The sequence below is a fragment of the Pseudomonas sp. RC10-4-2 genome (assembly GCF_050433085.1).
Taxonomy (GTDB): domain Bacteria; phylum Pseudomonadota; class Gammaproteobacteria; order Pseudomonadales; family Pseudomonadaceae; genus Pseudomonas; species Pseudomonas aeruginosa.
This window is the reverse complement of sequence record NZ_JBNPXX010000003.1, coordinates 241,079-257,276: the sequence shown is the minus strand read 5'-3', so window position 1 is coordinate 257,276 and position 16,198 is coordinate 241,079. Positions and strand designations below refer to the sequence as shown.

General features: G+C 70.2%; 11 protein-coding genes. All 11 read right to left on the bottom strand.

What is annotated here, in order from left to right; translation table 11 throughout:
* Positions 1-86: 86 nt before the first annotated feature.
* Positions 87-368 carry a DUF971 domain-containing protein gene (locus FHW81_RS16685; protein WP_003113105.1) on the bottom strand — a complete coding sequence of 94 codons (282 nt, stop codon included), beginning with the start codon at positions 366-368 and terminating at the stop codon, positions 87-89.
* Positions 365-1,330: a HEAT repeat domain-containing protein gene (locus tag FHW81_RS16680; RefSeq protein WP_029610866.1), complete on the bottom strand. Its 966-nt coding sequence runs from the start codon at positions 1,328-1,330 to the stop codon at positions 365-367. The genes FHW81_RS16685 and FHW81_RS16680 overlap by 4 nt, the downstream gene beginning before the upstream one ends.
* Complete coding sequence (locus FHW81_RS16675; protein WP_003113103.1) at positions 1,327-2,181, bottom strand: ABC transporter ATP-binding protein; 855 nt, start codon at positions 2,179-2,181, stop codon at positions 1,327-1,329. Before FHW81_RS16675 ends, FHW81_RS16680 begins: the two co-directional genes overlap by 4 nt.
* The gene (locus tag FHW81_RS16670; RefSeq protein WP_004343624.1) at positions 2,178-2,975 is read right to left on the bottom strand and encodes an ABC transporter permease; all 798 of its coding nucleotides are present in this window, start codon (positions 2,973-2,975) and stop codon (positions 2,178-2,180) included. Before FHW81_RS16670 ends, FHW81_RS16675 begins: the two co-directional genes overlap by 4 nt.
* A 24-nt stretch (positions 2,976-2,999) precedes the next feature.
* Positions 3,000-4,406: an ABC transporter substrate-binding protein gene (locus FHW81_RS16665; protein WP_004343625.1), complete on the bottom strand. Its 1,407-nt coding sequence runs from the start codon at positions 4,404-4,406 to the stop codon at positions 3,000-3,002.
* Positions 4,407-4,540: 134 nt separating this feature from the next.
* On the bottom strand, positions 4,541-4,786 hold the full coding sequence (locus tag FHW81_RS16660) for a 4Fe-4S dicluster domain-containing protein (protein WP_003089354.1): 246 nt from the start codon (positions 4,784-4,786) through the stop codon (positions 4,541-4,543).
* An 85-nt stretch (positions 4,787-4,871) separates the two neighbouring features.
* The gene (locus FHW81_RS16655; RefSeq protein ID WP_003113100.1) at positions 4,872-6,596 is read right to left on the bottom strand and encodes a fumarate reductase/succinate dehydrogenase flavoprotein subunit; all 1,725 of its coding nucleotides are present in this window, start codon (positions 6,594-6,596) and stop codon (positions 4,872-4,874) included.
* Positions 6,593-7,342, bottom strand: coding sequence for a GntR family transcriptional regulator (locus tag FHW81_RS16650; protein ID WP_003113099.1), 750 nt, complete (start codon positions 7,340-7,342; stop codon positions 6,593-6,595). Before FHW81_RS16650 ends, FHW81_RS16655 begins: the two co-directional genes overlap by 4 nt.
* A 175-nt stretch (positions 7,343-7,517) precedes the next feature.
* On the bottom strand, positions 7,518-8,975 hold the full coding sequence (locus FHW81_RS16645; protein ID WP_023128091.1) for a carbohydrate-binding protein: 1,458 nt from the start codon (positions 8,973-8,975) through the stop codon (positions 7,518-7,520).
* Between the two features lie 219 nt (positions 8,976-9,194).
* Entirely contained in the window at positions 9,195-9,737 is a 543-nt protein-coding gene (locus tag FHW81_RS16640; protein WP_003089366.1) for a YbaK/EbsC family protein, read from the bottom strand.
* Between the two features lie 67 nt (positions 9,738-9,804).
* Entirely contained in the window at positions 9,805-16,182 is a 6,378-nt protein-coding gene (locus tag FHW81_RS16635; RefSeq protein WP_023128092.1) for a non-ribosomal peptide synthetase, read from the bottom strand.
* Between the last annotated feature and the right edge of the window lie 16 nt (positions 16,183-16,198).

The window sequence follows — 16,198 nt, the reverse complement described above, 5'->3', positions numbered from 1 at the left end:
GGGACGGGGACAACGCAGGGATTGGCAACAATCTGAAACCCATGAACGCGCTTCACGTTGTTGCCGGGAGCGGAACAATACCCGCCTCAGAGTTCGTCGCGCAGATAGGACCAGGGGTAGATACCGCGCTCGTGGCCATCGTCGAACAGCAACTGCACGCCGTAGCCCTGCAGGCGGATATCGCGCAGGCGCACGCCCTGCTCCGCCGCGACGATCCGTCCGCGCAGGCGCTGCGCCCGGCATTGCGCACAGGGACAGGCGGCGCGCAGGCGCGCATGGTCGATCCGGCTGACCGCGCCGTCCGCCCATTCGAGCATCAGCCAGCCGTCCCTGGCGGAATTGCGCAGGCGCAGCGGCGGCTGGGTCATGCCGGCACCCGCAGTTGCGCCAGGGCGATACGCACCGCCTTGCGCACCTCGGGATCGCCGTCGCCTTCGGCGACCCGCAAGGCCTGGGCCGAGGCCGGGTCCGCCAGTTCGCCGAGGGCCAGGGCGGCCTCCTTGCGCAGGTTGCCGATGGGATGGCCGAGCAATGCTTCCAGCGCCTCCCGCGCCGGCCAGTGGCGCAAGCGCCCGAGCGCCCGCGCGGCGCGCAGGCGGACCTGCCAGTAGTCGTCCGCCAGGGCCTTCAGCAGCGGCTCGCCGGCCTCCTCCCGGCCCAGCTTGCCAAGGGTCGTCGCCGCCTCTTCGCGAACCTGCCATTGAGCGTCCGCCAGCGCCGCGCAGAGCGCCGGCAGCACCGTCACCTCGCGGCTCAGGCCGAGGGCGCCGGTGGCCGCCCGGCGTACCTCCGGGTCGACATCGGCGCTGGCCAGCCTGGCCAGTTCGGCCAGGGCCGGCTGGTGGCGGAGCCAGCCGAGTACCGCCACCGCCTCGCGGCGCACCGCCGCCTGCGGATCGCCGAGGGCGGCCAAGGCCGGCACGGCGCTCTCCTCCAGGCGCAGTTCGCGCAACGCACGCAATACGCTGGCGCGGACGAAGGCATCGGCATGCCCGAGCCACGGCAGCAGGCGCCGCCCGGCGGCCGGTTCCTTGAGTTCGCCAAGGCTCTGCGCGGCGGCATCGGCCACCGCCGGCACCGGATCGGCCAGGGCCGCACAGAGCGCATCGACCACTGCGTCTTCCTCCCAGGCCTCCAGCAGGCGCGCGGCCTCGCCGCGCACGCCGGGGTCGGGATCGCCGCGCAGGGCCGCAACCAGCAACGGCAGCGCCTCCGGCAGCTCCAGGTCGGCCAGTTCGATCAGCGCCAGGCGGCGTACGCCGGGGTCGGCGTCCTCCAGGCGCGGCGACAGTTCGAGGATTTCGGGCAGGGTGGCGTTTTTACAGGTCATATGGCGATCCGCAGTCGGTCCGGGGTGATGCCCGGCGGCAAGCCGAGCGGGGTCAGGCGCGGCAACTGGCGGCCGTCGTCGTGGTCGAGCAGTTCCAGGCAGTGGCGTTTCAGGCGCACGAAGTCGGCGCTGGTCACCAGCCGGGTGTCGCGCGGGCGCGGGAAGTCCAGCGCCAGGTCGGCGATGATCCGTCCCGGACGGGGGCTCATCACCAGCACCCTGTCCGCCAGGTACAGGGCCTCGTCGATGTCGTGGGTGACGAACAGCACCGTGGTGCGGACCCGCGCCCATACGTCCAGCAGCAAGGTCTGCATCTTCAGCCGGGTCTGCGCGTCGAGGGCGCCGAAGGGCTCGTCCATCAGCAGCAGGCGCGGCCGGTTGACCAGCACCCGGGCGATCTCCACGCGCTGCTGCATACCCCCGGACAGTTGGCCGGGCCAGCGCCCGGCGAAGTCCGCCAGCCCCACCAGTCCGAGCATCTCCATGGCGCGCCGGTTGCGCTCGGCGCGGGCCAGGCCCTGCATCTTCAGGCCGAAGGCGACGTTGTCGCGGACCCGCCGCCAGGGGAACAGGGTGTGCTGCTGGAATACCATGCCACGCTGCGGCGAAGGTCCTTCCACGCTCCGGCCGTCGACCCTCACGCTGCCGGCGCTTGGCCGCAGGTGGCCGGCCAGGGCGCCGAGCAGGGTCGACTTGCCGCATCCCGAAGGCCCGAGCAGGCAGACGAACTCGCCCGGCCGCGCCTCCAGGTTCAGATCGCGGACCGCCTCGAAGGCTTCGCTCCCCTGCCCCAGGCGGATGCTCAGGTCGCGGATCTGGATGCGCCCCAGGCTGTTGCCGGCCGTCGTCATCGGACCTTGCCTCCCGCCGCGTACCAGGGCGTCAGCGACGCGCCGACGCGCTTCACCAACCCACTGCTGCCCATGCCGAAGAGGCCGATGAGCAGCATGCCGACCACCACCTCGTCGTAGTTCTGGATGTTGTAGGAAGCCCAGGTGTAGTAACCCAGTCCCCATTGCCCGGAGATCATCTCGGCGGTCACCAGGCAGAACCAGGAGGTGCCCATGCCGATCGCCAGGCCGGTGAAGATGCCCGGTCCGGCGCCGGGCAGCAGCACCTCGCGCAGCAGCGCCCGGCGCCCCGCCCCCAGGCTGCGCGCCGAAGCCAGCAGGCGCGGATCGAGCGCCTCCACGCCATGCACGGTATTGAGCAGGATCGGGAACAGCGCGCCGGTGAAGGTAATGAAGATCATCGAGGCCTCCGACGAAGGGAACATCAGGATCGCCAGGGGAATCCAGGCCACCGCCGGGATCGGCCGCAGCACCTCCAGCGGCGGCAGCAGCAAGGCCTCGGCCCAGGCCGAGCGGCCGATCGCCAGGCCGAGGGCGATGCCCAGCGCGGCGGCCAGCAGATAGCCGGCGAAGACCCGCGCCAGACTGGCGCCGAGGTGCGTCAGGAGTACGCTGGACTGGGCCAGGTTGCAGGCCGCCAGCAACACCGCGCCGGGCGTCGGCACGTTGGCGAAGGTCACCAGGCCCAGATTCAGTTGCAGACCGGCGGCGAGCTGCCAGAACGCCAGGCAGGCCGCCAGCGAAGCGGCGCGGGTGGCCCAGCGCCAGGGTCGGGAGATCGGAAGCGAACTCATGGGCGGACTCCGAAGACGCCCGCCTCAGCGGAGCGCCAGCGCCTGCTGGCTGGCGGCGGCAAAGTCGCGTACCTCGCCGCCATGGCGGCGGGCATAGTCCTGGGCCTGCTCGCGGAGCAGGAAGGCGTTGAGACGACCCTCGCCGTCGCGGACGAACCACGCCTGGTTGGCCAGCAGCTTGATCCCGCTGTCACGATCCTGGGCGTAGATCGCACGAATCGCCTTGCCCTGCGCCTTCAGCTCGGCAAGATCGGCCAGGGCCGACTCCGGCGAAGCGTAATGGCGCACCCTGGCCTCGCCCTTCACCCAGATCTGCGCTACCCGTTCGAACTCCTCGATCGGCCGGCCGCTGCGCGCGTCGCTGGCGCGCAGCGGCGACGGTGCGTAGTCTGCCAGCGCCGCCTGGTAGTCCAGCCCGGCCTGACGGTAGGCCTCGCGGACGTAGCGGTCGTCGACGAAACGCTCGACGTCCAGCCCACGGTCGGCCTTCTTCAGCAGCTTCAGGGTGTCGATGGAGGTCGCCAGCGCCTGGCGGTATTCGGGTTTCCAGGCCTGGTCGCGGGTCTGCAGGCCGAGCGGACCGTGGAACAGGTAATTGACCTCGGCCTCGATGCCGGTGACCTTCTCGATCAGCTCGCTGTATTTCTCCGGTTCGGCGGCCAGCAGTCGATTGGCTTCAATGCTCGCCCGCAGGTAGGCCACCACCACCTCCGGATAGCGCTCGGCGTAGGCGGCGTCCACCAGCGCGCCATGGAAGGTCGGCGCGTTGGCCTGGGAACCGTCGTAGATCTTGCGGGCGAAGCCGCGATTGGGGAACAGCTCGGCGAAGGGTACGAAGTCGGCATGGGCGGCAATCTTGTTCGCCTGCAAGGCCGAACCGGCGATTTCCGGCGGCTGGGCGATGATGGTCACGTCGCGCTGCGGGTCCCAGCCTTGCGCCGCCACCGCGCGCAGCAGCATGCCATGGGCAGTGGAGGCGAACGGTACGGAGATGGTCTGGCCTTTCAGTTCGGCCAGCGACTGCACCGGCGAGCCGCTCGGTACCACGATGCCGTTGCCGCTGCCACGGGTGCTGCCGGACAGCACGCTGATGAACAGGCTGCGCTTGCCGGCGGCGGCGAAGGCCACACCGTTGAAGGTGCCGGGAAAGTCGGCCATGGCGCCGAAGTCGAGCTTGCCGGCGACCATCTCGTTGGTCAGCGGTGCGCCACTGGTGAAGTTCTTCCACTCCACCCGGTAGTCCGCATCCTTGTAGCGGCCGTCGCGCGGCAGGTATTTCTCCAGCAGGCCCAGCTCGCGGATCAGCAGCCCGCCGGCGGCGCAGTTGATGGTGGTGTCCTGAGTGCCGATGGCCACGCGGATGGTTTCCGCCTGGGCACCCAGGGAAGTCAGGGCCAGCGCCAGGCTGGCCAGGATTGCACGCAGTCGCATGGGGATTCCCCTCGAATCATGGTCATGGGAATCGTCTCCGCCACCCGGACGGTGGTGGGAAACGAGGGGTGTTTCAGAGTGGCGTCCGGGAGTGGCCGGATGGCGGGTTCTGCCTCGCTTGCCGGGAGCGGGCGTCAGCGCAGCAGGTAGGGAATCTCGACCTTCACCGCGCCGGTCGGGCAGTCCTTTTCGCAAGGCATGCAGTACCAGCACTCGTCGTAGGCCATGTAGGCCTTGCGGGTCGTCGGATCGATGGCCAGCAGGTCCATCGGGCAGACCTCGACGCAGACGGTGCAGCCCTTGTCGGCGATGCAGCGGTCTTCGTCGATGGTCACCGGGGCGCTGCTGCGGAAGAAGATGTCCTGGGGTCGGTAGGCCATGGCACGCGGTCCTCGTGGTTCGATCTGGCCCGCTTTCGTGGCGGCGGGCTCGGTGTCTAGCGGTACTACGCCGGGGCGTGGGGCCCTAGGCGGCGTCGTTCCTCAGTCGCAGGCGCTGGTAGGCCTGCTGTTCGCCCTCGTCGATGGCGAACAGGTAGGGTTCGACCGGTTTCCTGAAGCTGGCCATGCGTCCCTGCTCGTCCTTCTTCAGGTGCGCGTGGCAGAACCAGGCAGCGTCGTCGCGCCGCGGATAGTCCACCCGGTGGTGGTACAGGCCCCAGCGGCTCTCGGTGCGGAACAGCGAGGCGCGCGCGGCCATCTCCGCGCAATCGCGGATAACGCTGACTTCCAGGGCGCGCATCAGCTCGTGGGGGTTGTCCGCCTTGATCCGCTCCAGGTCCTCGGCGATGGCCTGGATGCGTTGCAGGCCCAATTCCATCTTGCGGGTCACCTTGGGCGGTTGCAGGTAGTCGTTGACCAGCCGGCGCAGCTTGTACTCCACCTGCGCCGCCGGCAGGCCATGCTCGCGCAGCAGCGGCGCCTCGATCCGCGCACGCTCGCGCTCGACCTGGGCGCGGTCGACCGCGCTGAAGGCGCGCCCGGCGACGTATTCGGCGGCGTTGCGCCCGGCGAACCAGCCATAGGTGAAGGCGCCGAGCATGTAGTTGTGCGGCACCGCGGCCATGTCGCCGGCGGCGTAGAGGCCCTTCACGCTGGTCTCGGCCTTCTCGTTGACCCACACGCCGGAGGCCGAGTGGCCGGAGCAGAAGCCGATCTCGGAAATGTGCATCTCGACCATCTGCTGGCGGTAGTCGGTGCCGCGCCCGGCGTGGAACTGCCCGCGACTGGGGCGTTCGTTGCCATGGAGGATGTCCTCGATGGTCTGGATGGTTTCCTCCGCCAGGTGGTCGAGCTTGAGGAACACCGGGCCATTGCCGCCTTCGAGTTCCTGGTGGAACTCCCACATCATCTGCCCGCTCCAGTAGTCGCATTCGATGAAGCGCTCACCCCTGGCGTTGGCGGTATAGCCACCCAGCGGGCCGGTGACGTAGGCACAGGCCGGGCCGTTGTAGTCCTTGATCAGCGGGTTGATCTGGAAGCATTCCAGGTTGGCCAGCTCGGCGCCGGCATGATAGGCCATGGCGTAGCCGTCGCCGGCGTTGGTCGGGTTCTCGTAGGTACCCATCAGGTAGCCCGAGGACGGCAGGCCCAGGCGGCCCGCCGCGCCGCAGCAAAGGATCACCGCCTTGGCGCGGATCACATGGAAGTCGCCGCTGCGGCAGTCGAAACCGAGTACGCCGTTCACCGCGCCCTCGGCATCGGTGAGCAGGCGGGTGCAGACCAGGCGGTTGGCGATGGGGATCCGCGCACGCTTGAGCTGGCGGTAGAGCACCTTCTTGATGTCGTGCCCTTCCGGCATCGGCAGCACATAGGCGCCCATGTGGTGGACCTTCTTCACCGCATAGTCGCCGGTCTCGTCCTTTTCGAACCTGACGCCCCAGCGATCCAGCTGCCGCAGGGTCTCGAAGCTGTGGCTGGCATAGGCGTAGACCGCCGCCTGGTTGACGATGCCGTCGTTGGCCACGGTGATTTCCCGGGTGTACTGCTCGGCCGTGGCGTGGCCGGGGACGATGGCGTTGTTCAACCCGTCCATGCCCATGCTGATGGCGCCGCTGCGCTTGACGTTGGCCTTGTCCACCAGCAGCACGCGCAGTTCGCGGTCGTGCTCCTTGGCCTTGATCGCCGCCATCGGCCCGGCGGTGCCGCCGCCGATCACCACGATGTCGTATTCCTGCTCCAGGGTGTTCATGCCCGCTCTCCCTTCTGCCGATCGATGCGCAGGCGATACTGGAAAGCGTCGCCGCGGTAGTAGAGGTATTCGAAGTCCAGCGGCGCGCCGTCGGCGGCATGGGTCAGGCGCTCGATACGCATGATCGGCGCGCCCTCCTCGACCGCCAGGGCGCGGGTCAGGTCGGCATCGGCGAGCACCGCGTCGATGGCCAGGTCGGCATGGCCGAGGGGAATGCCGCAATCGTTCTCGAGGATCAGGAAGATGTCGCGGGTCACCAGGTCGGCCTTCTCCAGGCGCTCGCCGAGCGCCTGCGGCAGGTAGGTGACTTCCAGCGAAACCGGCTCGCGGTTGACCAGCCGCACCCGCTTGATCTCGCACACAGGGCTGCCCTCTTCCACCCGCAGGCGCTCGGCCACCCGCGCGCCGGCCGGCACGTAGCGCAGGCCGTGCAGGCGGTTGATGACCTCGTAGCCCATCTGCGTCATGGACTCGCCCAGGCCTTGCAGGGTGCTGACGTTCTGGAACGCCTTCGGCCGGGCGACGAAGGTGCCCTTGCCGTGGATCTTGAAGATCAGCCCTTCCTTCTGCAGGTCGCCGAGCGCCTGGCGCACGGTGATGCGGCTGACGTCGAAGGCCTTGCCCAGCTCGTTCTCCGAGGGCATGCGGCTGAGCGGCGGGTAGACGCCGTCGAGGATGCGCCCGCGCAGCAGCTCCTTGAGCTGGCTGTACAGCGGCACGGGAGAAAGCGGGAGCAGTTTGCCCATGGTCGGATTCGCTTGTCGGAGTGGCTCGGACACTTGTTATAACAAGTTATGCTGTGATGGTAAACGCCATGAACGATCAAGCGGAAATACCGAAAACGCATATGGATATGGCGCCACCCGTGCGTGGCTCTCGCCGGCCAAAGGACCGGCCCGCAGCGCGGACCGGCCCGCCCCCTCAGCGCAGCGGCCGCCAGAGGGTGAAGGCTACCGGCGGCGTCCAGCCGCTGTTGGAGGTGTGCGCCTGCAGGCAGAGATAGCGCAGCCCCTCGTAGGTCACCCCATCGTCGACCCGATAGGCCTGGTTCTCCCGCCATTGCGGGAATTGCGGATCCACCGCCCCGCCGCTGGTGCTGACCTCCAGGCCTTCGCTGGGCAGCGACTGGTTGCCCTGGGTATCGGTGGCGGTGACGAAATAGCTGTAGCGGGTGTCCGCCGTCAGGCCGCTGTCGGTGGAACCCAGCGCGGCGCTCTGGCCAACCATGGCGCCGTCGCGATAGAGGCTGTAGTAATCGATCGGACGCTGCCCGCTGGAGGCGTTCCAGGCCAGCACCAGGCTGGTCTCGCCGCGCTCCAGCAGACGCAGGCCCTGCGGCGCCGCCGGGCGCTGGTCGCCGCCCTCGCCCTCGCCGTCATGGATGAGGCTGGCGTAGCGCTTGCGGAACTCCCAGTTGTAGCGCTCGCCGCGCTTGTTCAGGCCATCGTCCCAGTTCACCGACCAGGTCATCAGGCCCTTGATCGCGTGACCGGCGGCTTCCAGGCGACGAAACGCGTTGCTCACCGCGGCGGGATCGATCACGTAGCCGGTAGCCGCCGCATCGACGTTGCTCGGCAGGCCGATGGCCAGGCGCTGCGCCGGGATCCGCACGAAGTCGCGGCTGCCGGTGGCCAGGCTCTCGGTGAGGTAGTAGAGGAAGTCTTCTTTCATCGCGTCGTTGTTCTGCGCGATCCAGGCGCCCTTGCCGCCGTTCGCCTCCTGGACCCACAGGCCGTCGCCGCCCTGGTTGTAGTACTGCGGCGCGATGAAGTCGTAGACGCCTTCCAGGGCCTGCAGATAAGGCACGTACTTGCCGTTCTTGTGCAGATAGGGAAACTCCGGGGCCATGCTGACGATGAAGTGCTTGCCCTGCCCGGCGTAGTGCTCGCGCACCAGCTTGAGGGCCGCCGGCAGCACCCGCTGGTTGTCGGCCAGGTCGATGGCGCTCTGCTCGAGGTCGATGTCCAGGCCGTCGAAACCGTAGGTTTCCACCAGACGGACGATCTCGGCGGCCAGCGCCTGCTCCTGCCCGGCGTGCAACTCGATGTGCGCGTCGGCGCCCCCCAGCGAAATCAGCACCGCGCGGCCCTGGGCGTTGAGCACGCCGACCTGGCGGCGAAACTCCGCGTCGGACAGGTTGTATGGCTGGAAGGTCGGGATGCCGCGCCCTTTCATGAAGGCCACGGCGACCACGTTGTACTCGCTCGGCACGTCTTCCAGCGCGATGTTGGCGAACGAGCCCTGCTGGTAGCCGTCGGCGGCGCCGGCCGGCCAGTTGTGCCAGAAGCCCATGAGAATCTTCTTGCCGGCGATGCTCGGCATGGCCGCCGCGGCATCTTCGCGGGCCTGGTGCAACTGGGAAAAGTCGATCCTGATCATTTACCGCTCCTCGGATGAAGGTAGGAAACGCATCCGGAGGGGCTGTCCGACGAACCGCGCCGTGGCCGCCGCGAACGCTTAGAAAAAACAGGCGCGAGCGTCTACCACGGGGCATTCCGGCGTTTGTCGCGATCAGGGCGGGGGCATGGTTGCAGAGACGGCGGAAGGCTTCACCTACCACAATTGGCAGAGCCGCGGCGGCGATGCTCCGCGCCGGGTTCAACCGGCTTCGCTGAGTTCGGCGACCACCACTCCGGGAAGGTCTTTCAGCAGTGCCGGGGACAGCAGCAGCTTGGTCTCGCGGACCCCGGCGCCCATCACCACCAACGGCCGTTCGAAGACCGCCGCGTCGACCAGCAGCGGCATGCCTTCGGGCAAGCCGAACGCGGTGATGCCGCCGAACTGCATGCCGGTCAGCTCGGTGGCGACCTCGCGGGCGGCGAAGGACAGCCGGCGGGCCCCGAGCAGCGCCTTGACCGCGCCGTTCACGTCGAGCCGCCGCGAGCCCAGGTTGACCACCGCGGCATAGCCTTCGGCGCCGTCGCGCTTGTAGCGCAGGACCAGGGTGTTGGCGCAGTCCTCCAGGCCAAAGCCGTAGCGTGCGCTGAACGCCGCGGTGTCGGAATGCTCGTCGGCGACGCGGAACACCACCAGCTCGGCGGAAGGCAGGCCGCGCGCGACCTGCTCCGGCAGATGGCGGTGGTAGTCGGCCGGGGCGACGGCGTCGAGCCGGTGGCGTTGGGTGTATTCGCGCAGAACCATGGGCAACCTCGAATGAAGACGGACGGCACCGGCCCCTGCCGCCAGGCGGGCGGCAGGGGCCGGCGGTTCAGGTTGCCAGGTTCGCCGGCACGCCGCCAGGCACATCGGGCGCCAGGCGCTGCCGCAGGATCGCGCAGACCTCCTCCGCCGCCGTCACCACCAGGCCGTGGCCGCCGGCCAGGGTCTCCAGCTCGTAGCGGCTGGCGTGCCGCCGCCAGCCGTCGATGGCCACCCTGGAGACGCCCGGGTCCTGCTCGCCGAGGATCGCGGTGATCGGTATGGCCAGCGGCTCGCGCGGGCGGTAGCGATAGTCGGCGGCCAGGCGCGAATCGGCGCGCAGGGTGGCCAGGCTGATCTCGCGCAGCTCCGGGTCGTCGAGCACTTCCAGCGGCAGCACGTCGTACTCGCGCAGGGTTCGCAGCAACTCGGCGTCGCCCATCGCATGGAAGCGCGGGTATTCCAGGTCCGGCCCCGGAGCGCGGCTGCTGATCACGAACAACTGCCTGGCGCGCAGGCCGTGCAGGCTTTCCAGGCGTGCCGCCAGTTCGTAGGCGAGCATGCCACCGAGGCTGGCGCCGACCAGGGCGAACGGACGGTCGAGCAATGGCAGGAGCGCGTCGTCGATGGCACAGAGCATGGCCTCTACATCGGTGACGAATGGCTCGTCCTGGCGTTCCTGGCGCCCCGGATACTGGATCGCCAGCAGCTCCACGTCCGCCGGCAGGCGCGCGTCCCAACCACGGAAAGTGCCGGCGTTGCCGCCCGCGGGCGGCAGCGCGATCAGGCGCAGGCGCGGCTGCGCGCTCCCGCTGCGCTGCAACCACAGGGCCCGGGCGCGCTCGGTGGCGGGCGGCAACGGCGGCGCGTCGGCGGCATGGCAGCGGCGCACCACTTCGCGGGCATCCGGATCGCCCTGCAACAGCCCCAGGCTCAGTTGCCTGCCGGTCAGCCGGCGCAATTCGGCGATCGCCTGCACGCCCAGCAGCGAATGCCCGCCGGCACTGGCGAAGCCCTGGTCGGCCGCCAGCGGCCGGCCGAGCACCCGGGACAACACCTTGAGCACCCGCCGCAGCTCCACGCTGTCCTCGGCCTGGGCCGCCGTGGGCGGCTGCGCCGGGTCCTCGAGCAGCGCCAGCAACGCCTCGCGGTAGGCGTCGGCCAGCGCCTCGGCGCGCTCGGCGGGGAAACGTCCGGCGGCGTACTGGAAGCCCACCTCGAGGCGCTCGCCGGCCACCTCGAAGTCCACCGCCAGCGGCACGTCGACGTCCACCACCACCTGGTCGAGGATGCCGCCGTGCCTTACTCCCGCCGTCGGCGCGGCGTCGTCCTGGTGGAAGTCGACGAAGTTGAACAGGCTGTCCAGGCGCAACTCGCGGTTGCGCCTGCGAATCGCCGCCAGCGGATGGCGCCGATGTTCCAGGCTCGCGCGCTCGTAGTCGAATGCGCGACGGGCGCTGTCGAGCAGATCGACGGAAGCCGACAGCCGGCACGGCAGGGTGTTCAGGAACAGGCCGAGCAGGCGGTCCGCTCCCGGCTCCTCGGGGCGCCCGTGGCTGACGAAGCCGGTGACTACTTCATCGGCATCGCTGAAGCGGCACAACGCTCGGCCATGCACCGCCAGCAACAACGAACGCAAGGGCAAGCCGCTGCGTTCGGCCAGGGCGCGCAAGCGCGACAGGCTGTCGGCCGGCACGTCCACGCGGACCGCCGCCATGCGCCGGGGTCCCTCCTCCGCCAGGCCGGGCAACGGCCGGTAGCGGGCGCCGGCCAGGTAGTCGAGCCAGAACAGCGCCGAGGCGGCGTTGGCCTCGGCCTCACGCTCCAGCGCCACGTAGTCGCGGAAGCCTACCGCGGGCGCTTCCGCTTCCCGCGCGACGACACCGGCGAGAAGGTCGGCGTAGACCGCCAGCAGCTCGTCCCCCAGGCTTTGCAGGCTCCAGCCGTCCAGCACGCTATGGTGTTCGGCGACGCCCAGGGCGAAGCGCCGCTCGTCCAGCGCCAGCGCGGCGAGGCGCACCAGTGGTGGGCGGCTCCAGTCGAACGGGGTGGCCTGCTCTTCCTCGATCCAGGCACGCAGGCGCAGGCGCCGTGTTTCCCCATCGAGGCCACACAGGTCGTGCACCGGCACCTCGGCGGCGACCGCAGCGGCCGGGTGGACCCATTGCAAGGGCGCCTGGCCGCCGTGCAGGTCGAAGCCGGTACGCAGGATCGCGTGGCGGCCGATCAGGATCGCCCAGGCGCGCGCCAGCAACTCGCTGTCCAGGCGTCCATGCACCTCGTGCAGGACGACGTTGTGCAACAGCCGTGGATCGCCGCTGGCCTCGCTTTGCAGGAGCATGCCCTGTTGCAGGCTGGTCATCGGATAGGCGTCGTCGAGCCCCTCCGGCAGGCGCTTGCGTTCCGCCGCCGACAACAGGGCGAACGGCTCCAGGGCCCGCGGCGCCGAGCTCGCGGCCGCATCCGCCGGACTCGCCGGAGCGGCCAGCAGGCGCGCCAGTTCGCGGATGCTCTGGTGGTTGAACACGTCGCGCAGGGTAAAGGCAAGCCCCGCCTCGCGCGCCATGACCTGCATCTGGATCAGGCGGATGGAGTCGCCGCCGACCTGGAAGAAATTGTCGCTGACGCCGATCGCCGGGCGTTTCAGCACGCTCTTCCAGATCTCCAGCAGGGCCGCCTCGGTGGCATTGGCCGGCGCTTCCAGGGTCTGCGCGGCCGCCTCGGCGGCCAGCGCCGCCAACAGCGCGCGACGGTCGAGCTTGCCTTCGGCGGTCAGCGGCAGGCGTTCGACCCGGGCGATCCGGCTCGGCAGCATGTAGGCCGGCAGGCGCGCCTCGAGGAAGCCACGCAGGGCCTGCTCGCTCAGCTCGCCGCCGAGGGCCGCGGCGGGGCGCGGCGCGAGCGCGCGCCAGTCGATGCGCTCGGCCAGCGACTCGGCATAGCCCGGGCGCACCGCGTAGCAGTTGTAACGGTCGGTACCCTCCAGCAGCGCGTCCTGACGGATGCTCACCTCGAAGCCATGGCGGCGCAGCAGGTCGCTCAAGGCATCGGCGCGGCCGGCGGTGGCACCGTCGCGCTTGTCATGGACCTCCAGGACGATCTGCCGGACCTTGGCCAGCGCCGCATCGTCGAGACCGAGCAGCACATCCATTTCCGCGCGCTGCACGTCGATCTTCAGCAGGTCGATACGCTCCAGGCCCAGTTCGCCGATCACCTGGTCGAGGCGGCGCAGGCGGCAGCGGTGGGCTTCGGCGCGCAGGCGGTCGTCGAGGATTTCGTCGATGTTGTCCAGCAGCAGGTTGGCCCCGCCCTCCTCGCCCTGGTTGCTCAGGTAGCGTCGGATGACGTCGCGTTCGCCGCTGGCGTCGGCGTACTCGGCGATCCCGGAGAAGGTCGAGTAGCCCGGATAGTAGGTGAAGGTTTCTTCGCGCTCGGCGTCGGACAGGCCGATGCCGAATACCTCGACCTGCGGTGCGTAGCGTCCGAGGTTGGCCTCCAGGCGCCGGCGGATCGGTGCCAGCGGCTCGAAGGCGACCACTCGCGCGCGCGGCGCGCGGCTGGCGATGTACAGCGAGAACAGGCCGATGTTGGCACCGACGTCGAGGACCACCGCGTCCGGCGGCAGGACGATGCCGTCGCGGCTGTAGACCTCGTCGACGAAGATTTCCTGGTAGACGTACTCGGTTTCGTTGAGGTTCAGTCCGGCGACCCGGTGCCCGCTGGGCAGGTCGACTTCCAGCCAGGACTCGTCCGCGGTCTCACCGGCGGCGGTGACGAAGGCGACGATCCGGCGATCCGCGCCCGGTTTGGCCGCATCGGCCTCGTCGGTGAGTACCGCCGCCTCGCCCACCGCCGGGTGTTCCAGCAACGCGCTGCGGATCTCGCCCAGTTCGATGCGGTAGCCGTTGATCTTCACCTGTTCGTCGATCCGCCCGAGGAACTCCAGGCAACCGTCGGCGCGCCAGCGCACCAGGTCGCCGCTGCGGTACAGGCGGCCGCTGCCCGGCCAGCCCTCCTCGAGGAAGCGCCCGGCCGCCTCGCCGGCGTCGCCGGCATAGCCGCGCGCCACCCCGGCGCCGCCGATCCACAGTTCGCCGCTGGCGCCACGGGTCTTGCGACGACCGAGGCCATCGACCACATGCAGATCGACGTTGGCCAGGGCGCGGCCGATGGTCGGCCGCGCATGCTCGGCGACCCGCGCCAGGCTGGCGTTCACCGTGGCTTCGGTAGGACCGTAGAGATTGAACACCTGGCAGCGGCACCAGCCGGCGGCGACCTCCCAGGACGCTTCGTCGAAGCGCTCGCCCCCTACCAGGATGCGCCCGGGCAGCGCCGGGTGGGCATCGTCGAGGCCGGCCTGGAGCAGCAGGCGGAACAGCGACGGGGTGCAGTCGAGCACGTCGATGCGCCGTTCTTCGAGGAACCCCAACATCCGCTGCGGATCGCTGCGCACCTCCTGCGGCACCAGGACCAGGCAATGGCCGGAGAGCAACTGGAGAATCTGCTTGATCGAGGAATCGAAGGAGAACGGCGCGTTGACCGTCACCCGCAGGCCCTCGCCCACCACGTTCGCGTATACCGTGCGCGCCAGGGCCTGGGACAGGTTGAGCGCGCTGGCGTGCTCGACCACCACGCCTTTGGGCTGGCCGCTGGTGCCCGAGGTGAAGATCATGTAGGCCGCATCGCGCCCGCCCGGCGCCGGCAGGCTCATGCCGCTGCCGGCAAGCGGCAGCGTCGACAGGTCCAGGCAGGCCCCGGCGAAGTCCTCGCGGGCGCGCCCGGCGCACTCGGCATCGGCAAGGGCGAAGACGATCCCGCCCGCTTCGCGCATCCGCTCCACCCGCGCCGCCGGAAACTCCGGATTGACCGGGGTGTACACCGCCGCCGCGCGCATCACCCCGAGCAGGGCGACGATCGCCTCGCGGTTGCGCCCGGTCATCACCGCCACCGCCTGGCCGGGCCGCACGCCGGCAGCCAGCAGCGCTTCGGCGACCGCTTCGCTGCGCGCGCGCAGCGTGGCGAAATCCAGGCTGCCGTGGGCATCCAGCAACGCCGGCGCCTGCGGCTGCAGGGCGGCCCGCAGATCGAACGCGGCCACCAGGGATTCCACCGGCGCGGGCTCCACGCGCTCGCCCTGCCAGGCCTGGTAGCGCTCGCGCTCGGCCGCGCCGATCAACGGCAGCCCGGCCAGTGGCAGTTGCCTATCGGCGGCGATGCTTTCCAGGCATTCGACCCAGGCGTCGAGCAAGCGCCCGGCCAGCGTTCCGTCATGGTCGCGACGGACCCGCAGGCTGGCCAGCCTGCCTTCGCCGTGGGGCAGCACCTGCAACTCGAGGAACCCGCCCAGCGGCGGCTGACGGCAATCCAGCTCGGCCACCCCGGCGCCATCCAGTTCGCCCGCCAGCCAGGCGAAGCCCAACTCGGCGAGCGGCCAGTCGGGGGCAAAGGGATCGCGCAGGGCCGCTGCCTCCTCCTGGGCGAGGATCGCCGCCTGGAGGGCGTCGAGCCGCTCGCCGACGCTGCCCGCGCGGACATTCTCCAGGCACAGCGGCGCGACCCCGGCGAACGGTCCGGCCAGCTCGGCGAACTCGTTGAACAGGCGCCCCGAGACCAGTCGCGCCATTTCCAGCGGGAGTCCCTCGTCGCCCTGGAACTGCCCGGCGACCTGGGTCCAGGCCAGCAGGGCGGCCGCCTCCGGCAAGCCGTTGGCTGCCAGGCGTTCGAGCAGCGCGCGCGGCAGCAGGCGCCGCGCCGTCCACTCGCCTTCGCCCAGGTCGTCCGCCAGCGCCAGCGGACTCTCCGCCGCAACGGCCGCCTGCTCGCGCCAGTAACCGCTGGCGCTTTCGCCGTCTTCGCCGGCCAGCGCCTCGTTGGCCCACTCGGAGAAATGCTGGAACAGCAGCGCCTCGTCTCCCTCGTCCGCGCTCGCCTGGCCGGCCGGCCCCAGGCCGCGGCGCAGCAGCGCCACCAGGCTGGCCGCATCGACGACGAACGCCGGCGCCGCCAGCAACAGCCCCTGGAGCGTCTCTCCGGCGGCGTCCAGCAGCAGGCCGAGCGCCAGTACCGGCTGGCCTTCCCCGCCCAGGGGCGAAGCGGCGAGACGCGCGCTTTCGCGCGCGAAGCGTCCGGCCCAGTCGCCGTCTCCCGGCAGGCGCTCGACCAGCAGATCGGCCGCGCGCCCATCCAGTACCTGCACCGGCAGGCTCATGCCCGGCATCGTCCGGTAGGCCACGCGCAGTTGCGCCTCGCCGTCCAGCGCCCGGCGCAGCCGCTCCAGCGTCGCCACGGGATCGGCCGGGGCGTGCAGGCGCACGCCGACAACCGTATTTTCCGGCCGCTCGGCATGGCGGCGCCAGGCGCGGGTCTGCAAGGGAGACAGCGGGAATCCTTCGAGCGCTTCGCTCGCGGCCGGTTGCACAGCGGATTGCAGGTCTTCTGACGCACTCATGGCTATCCCTCGCACG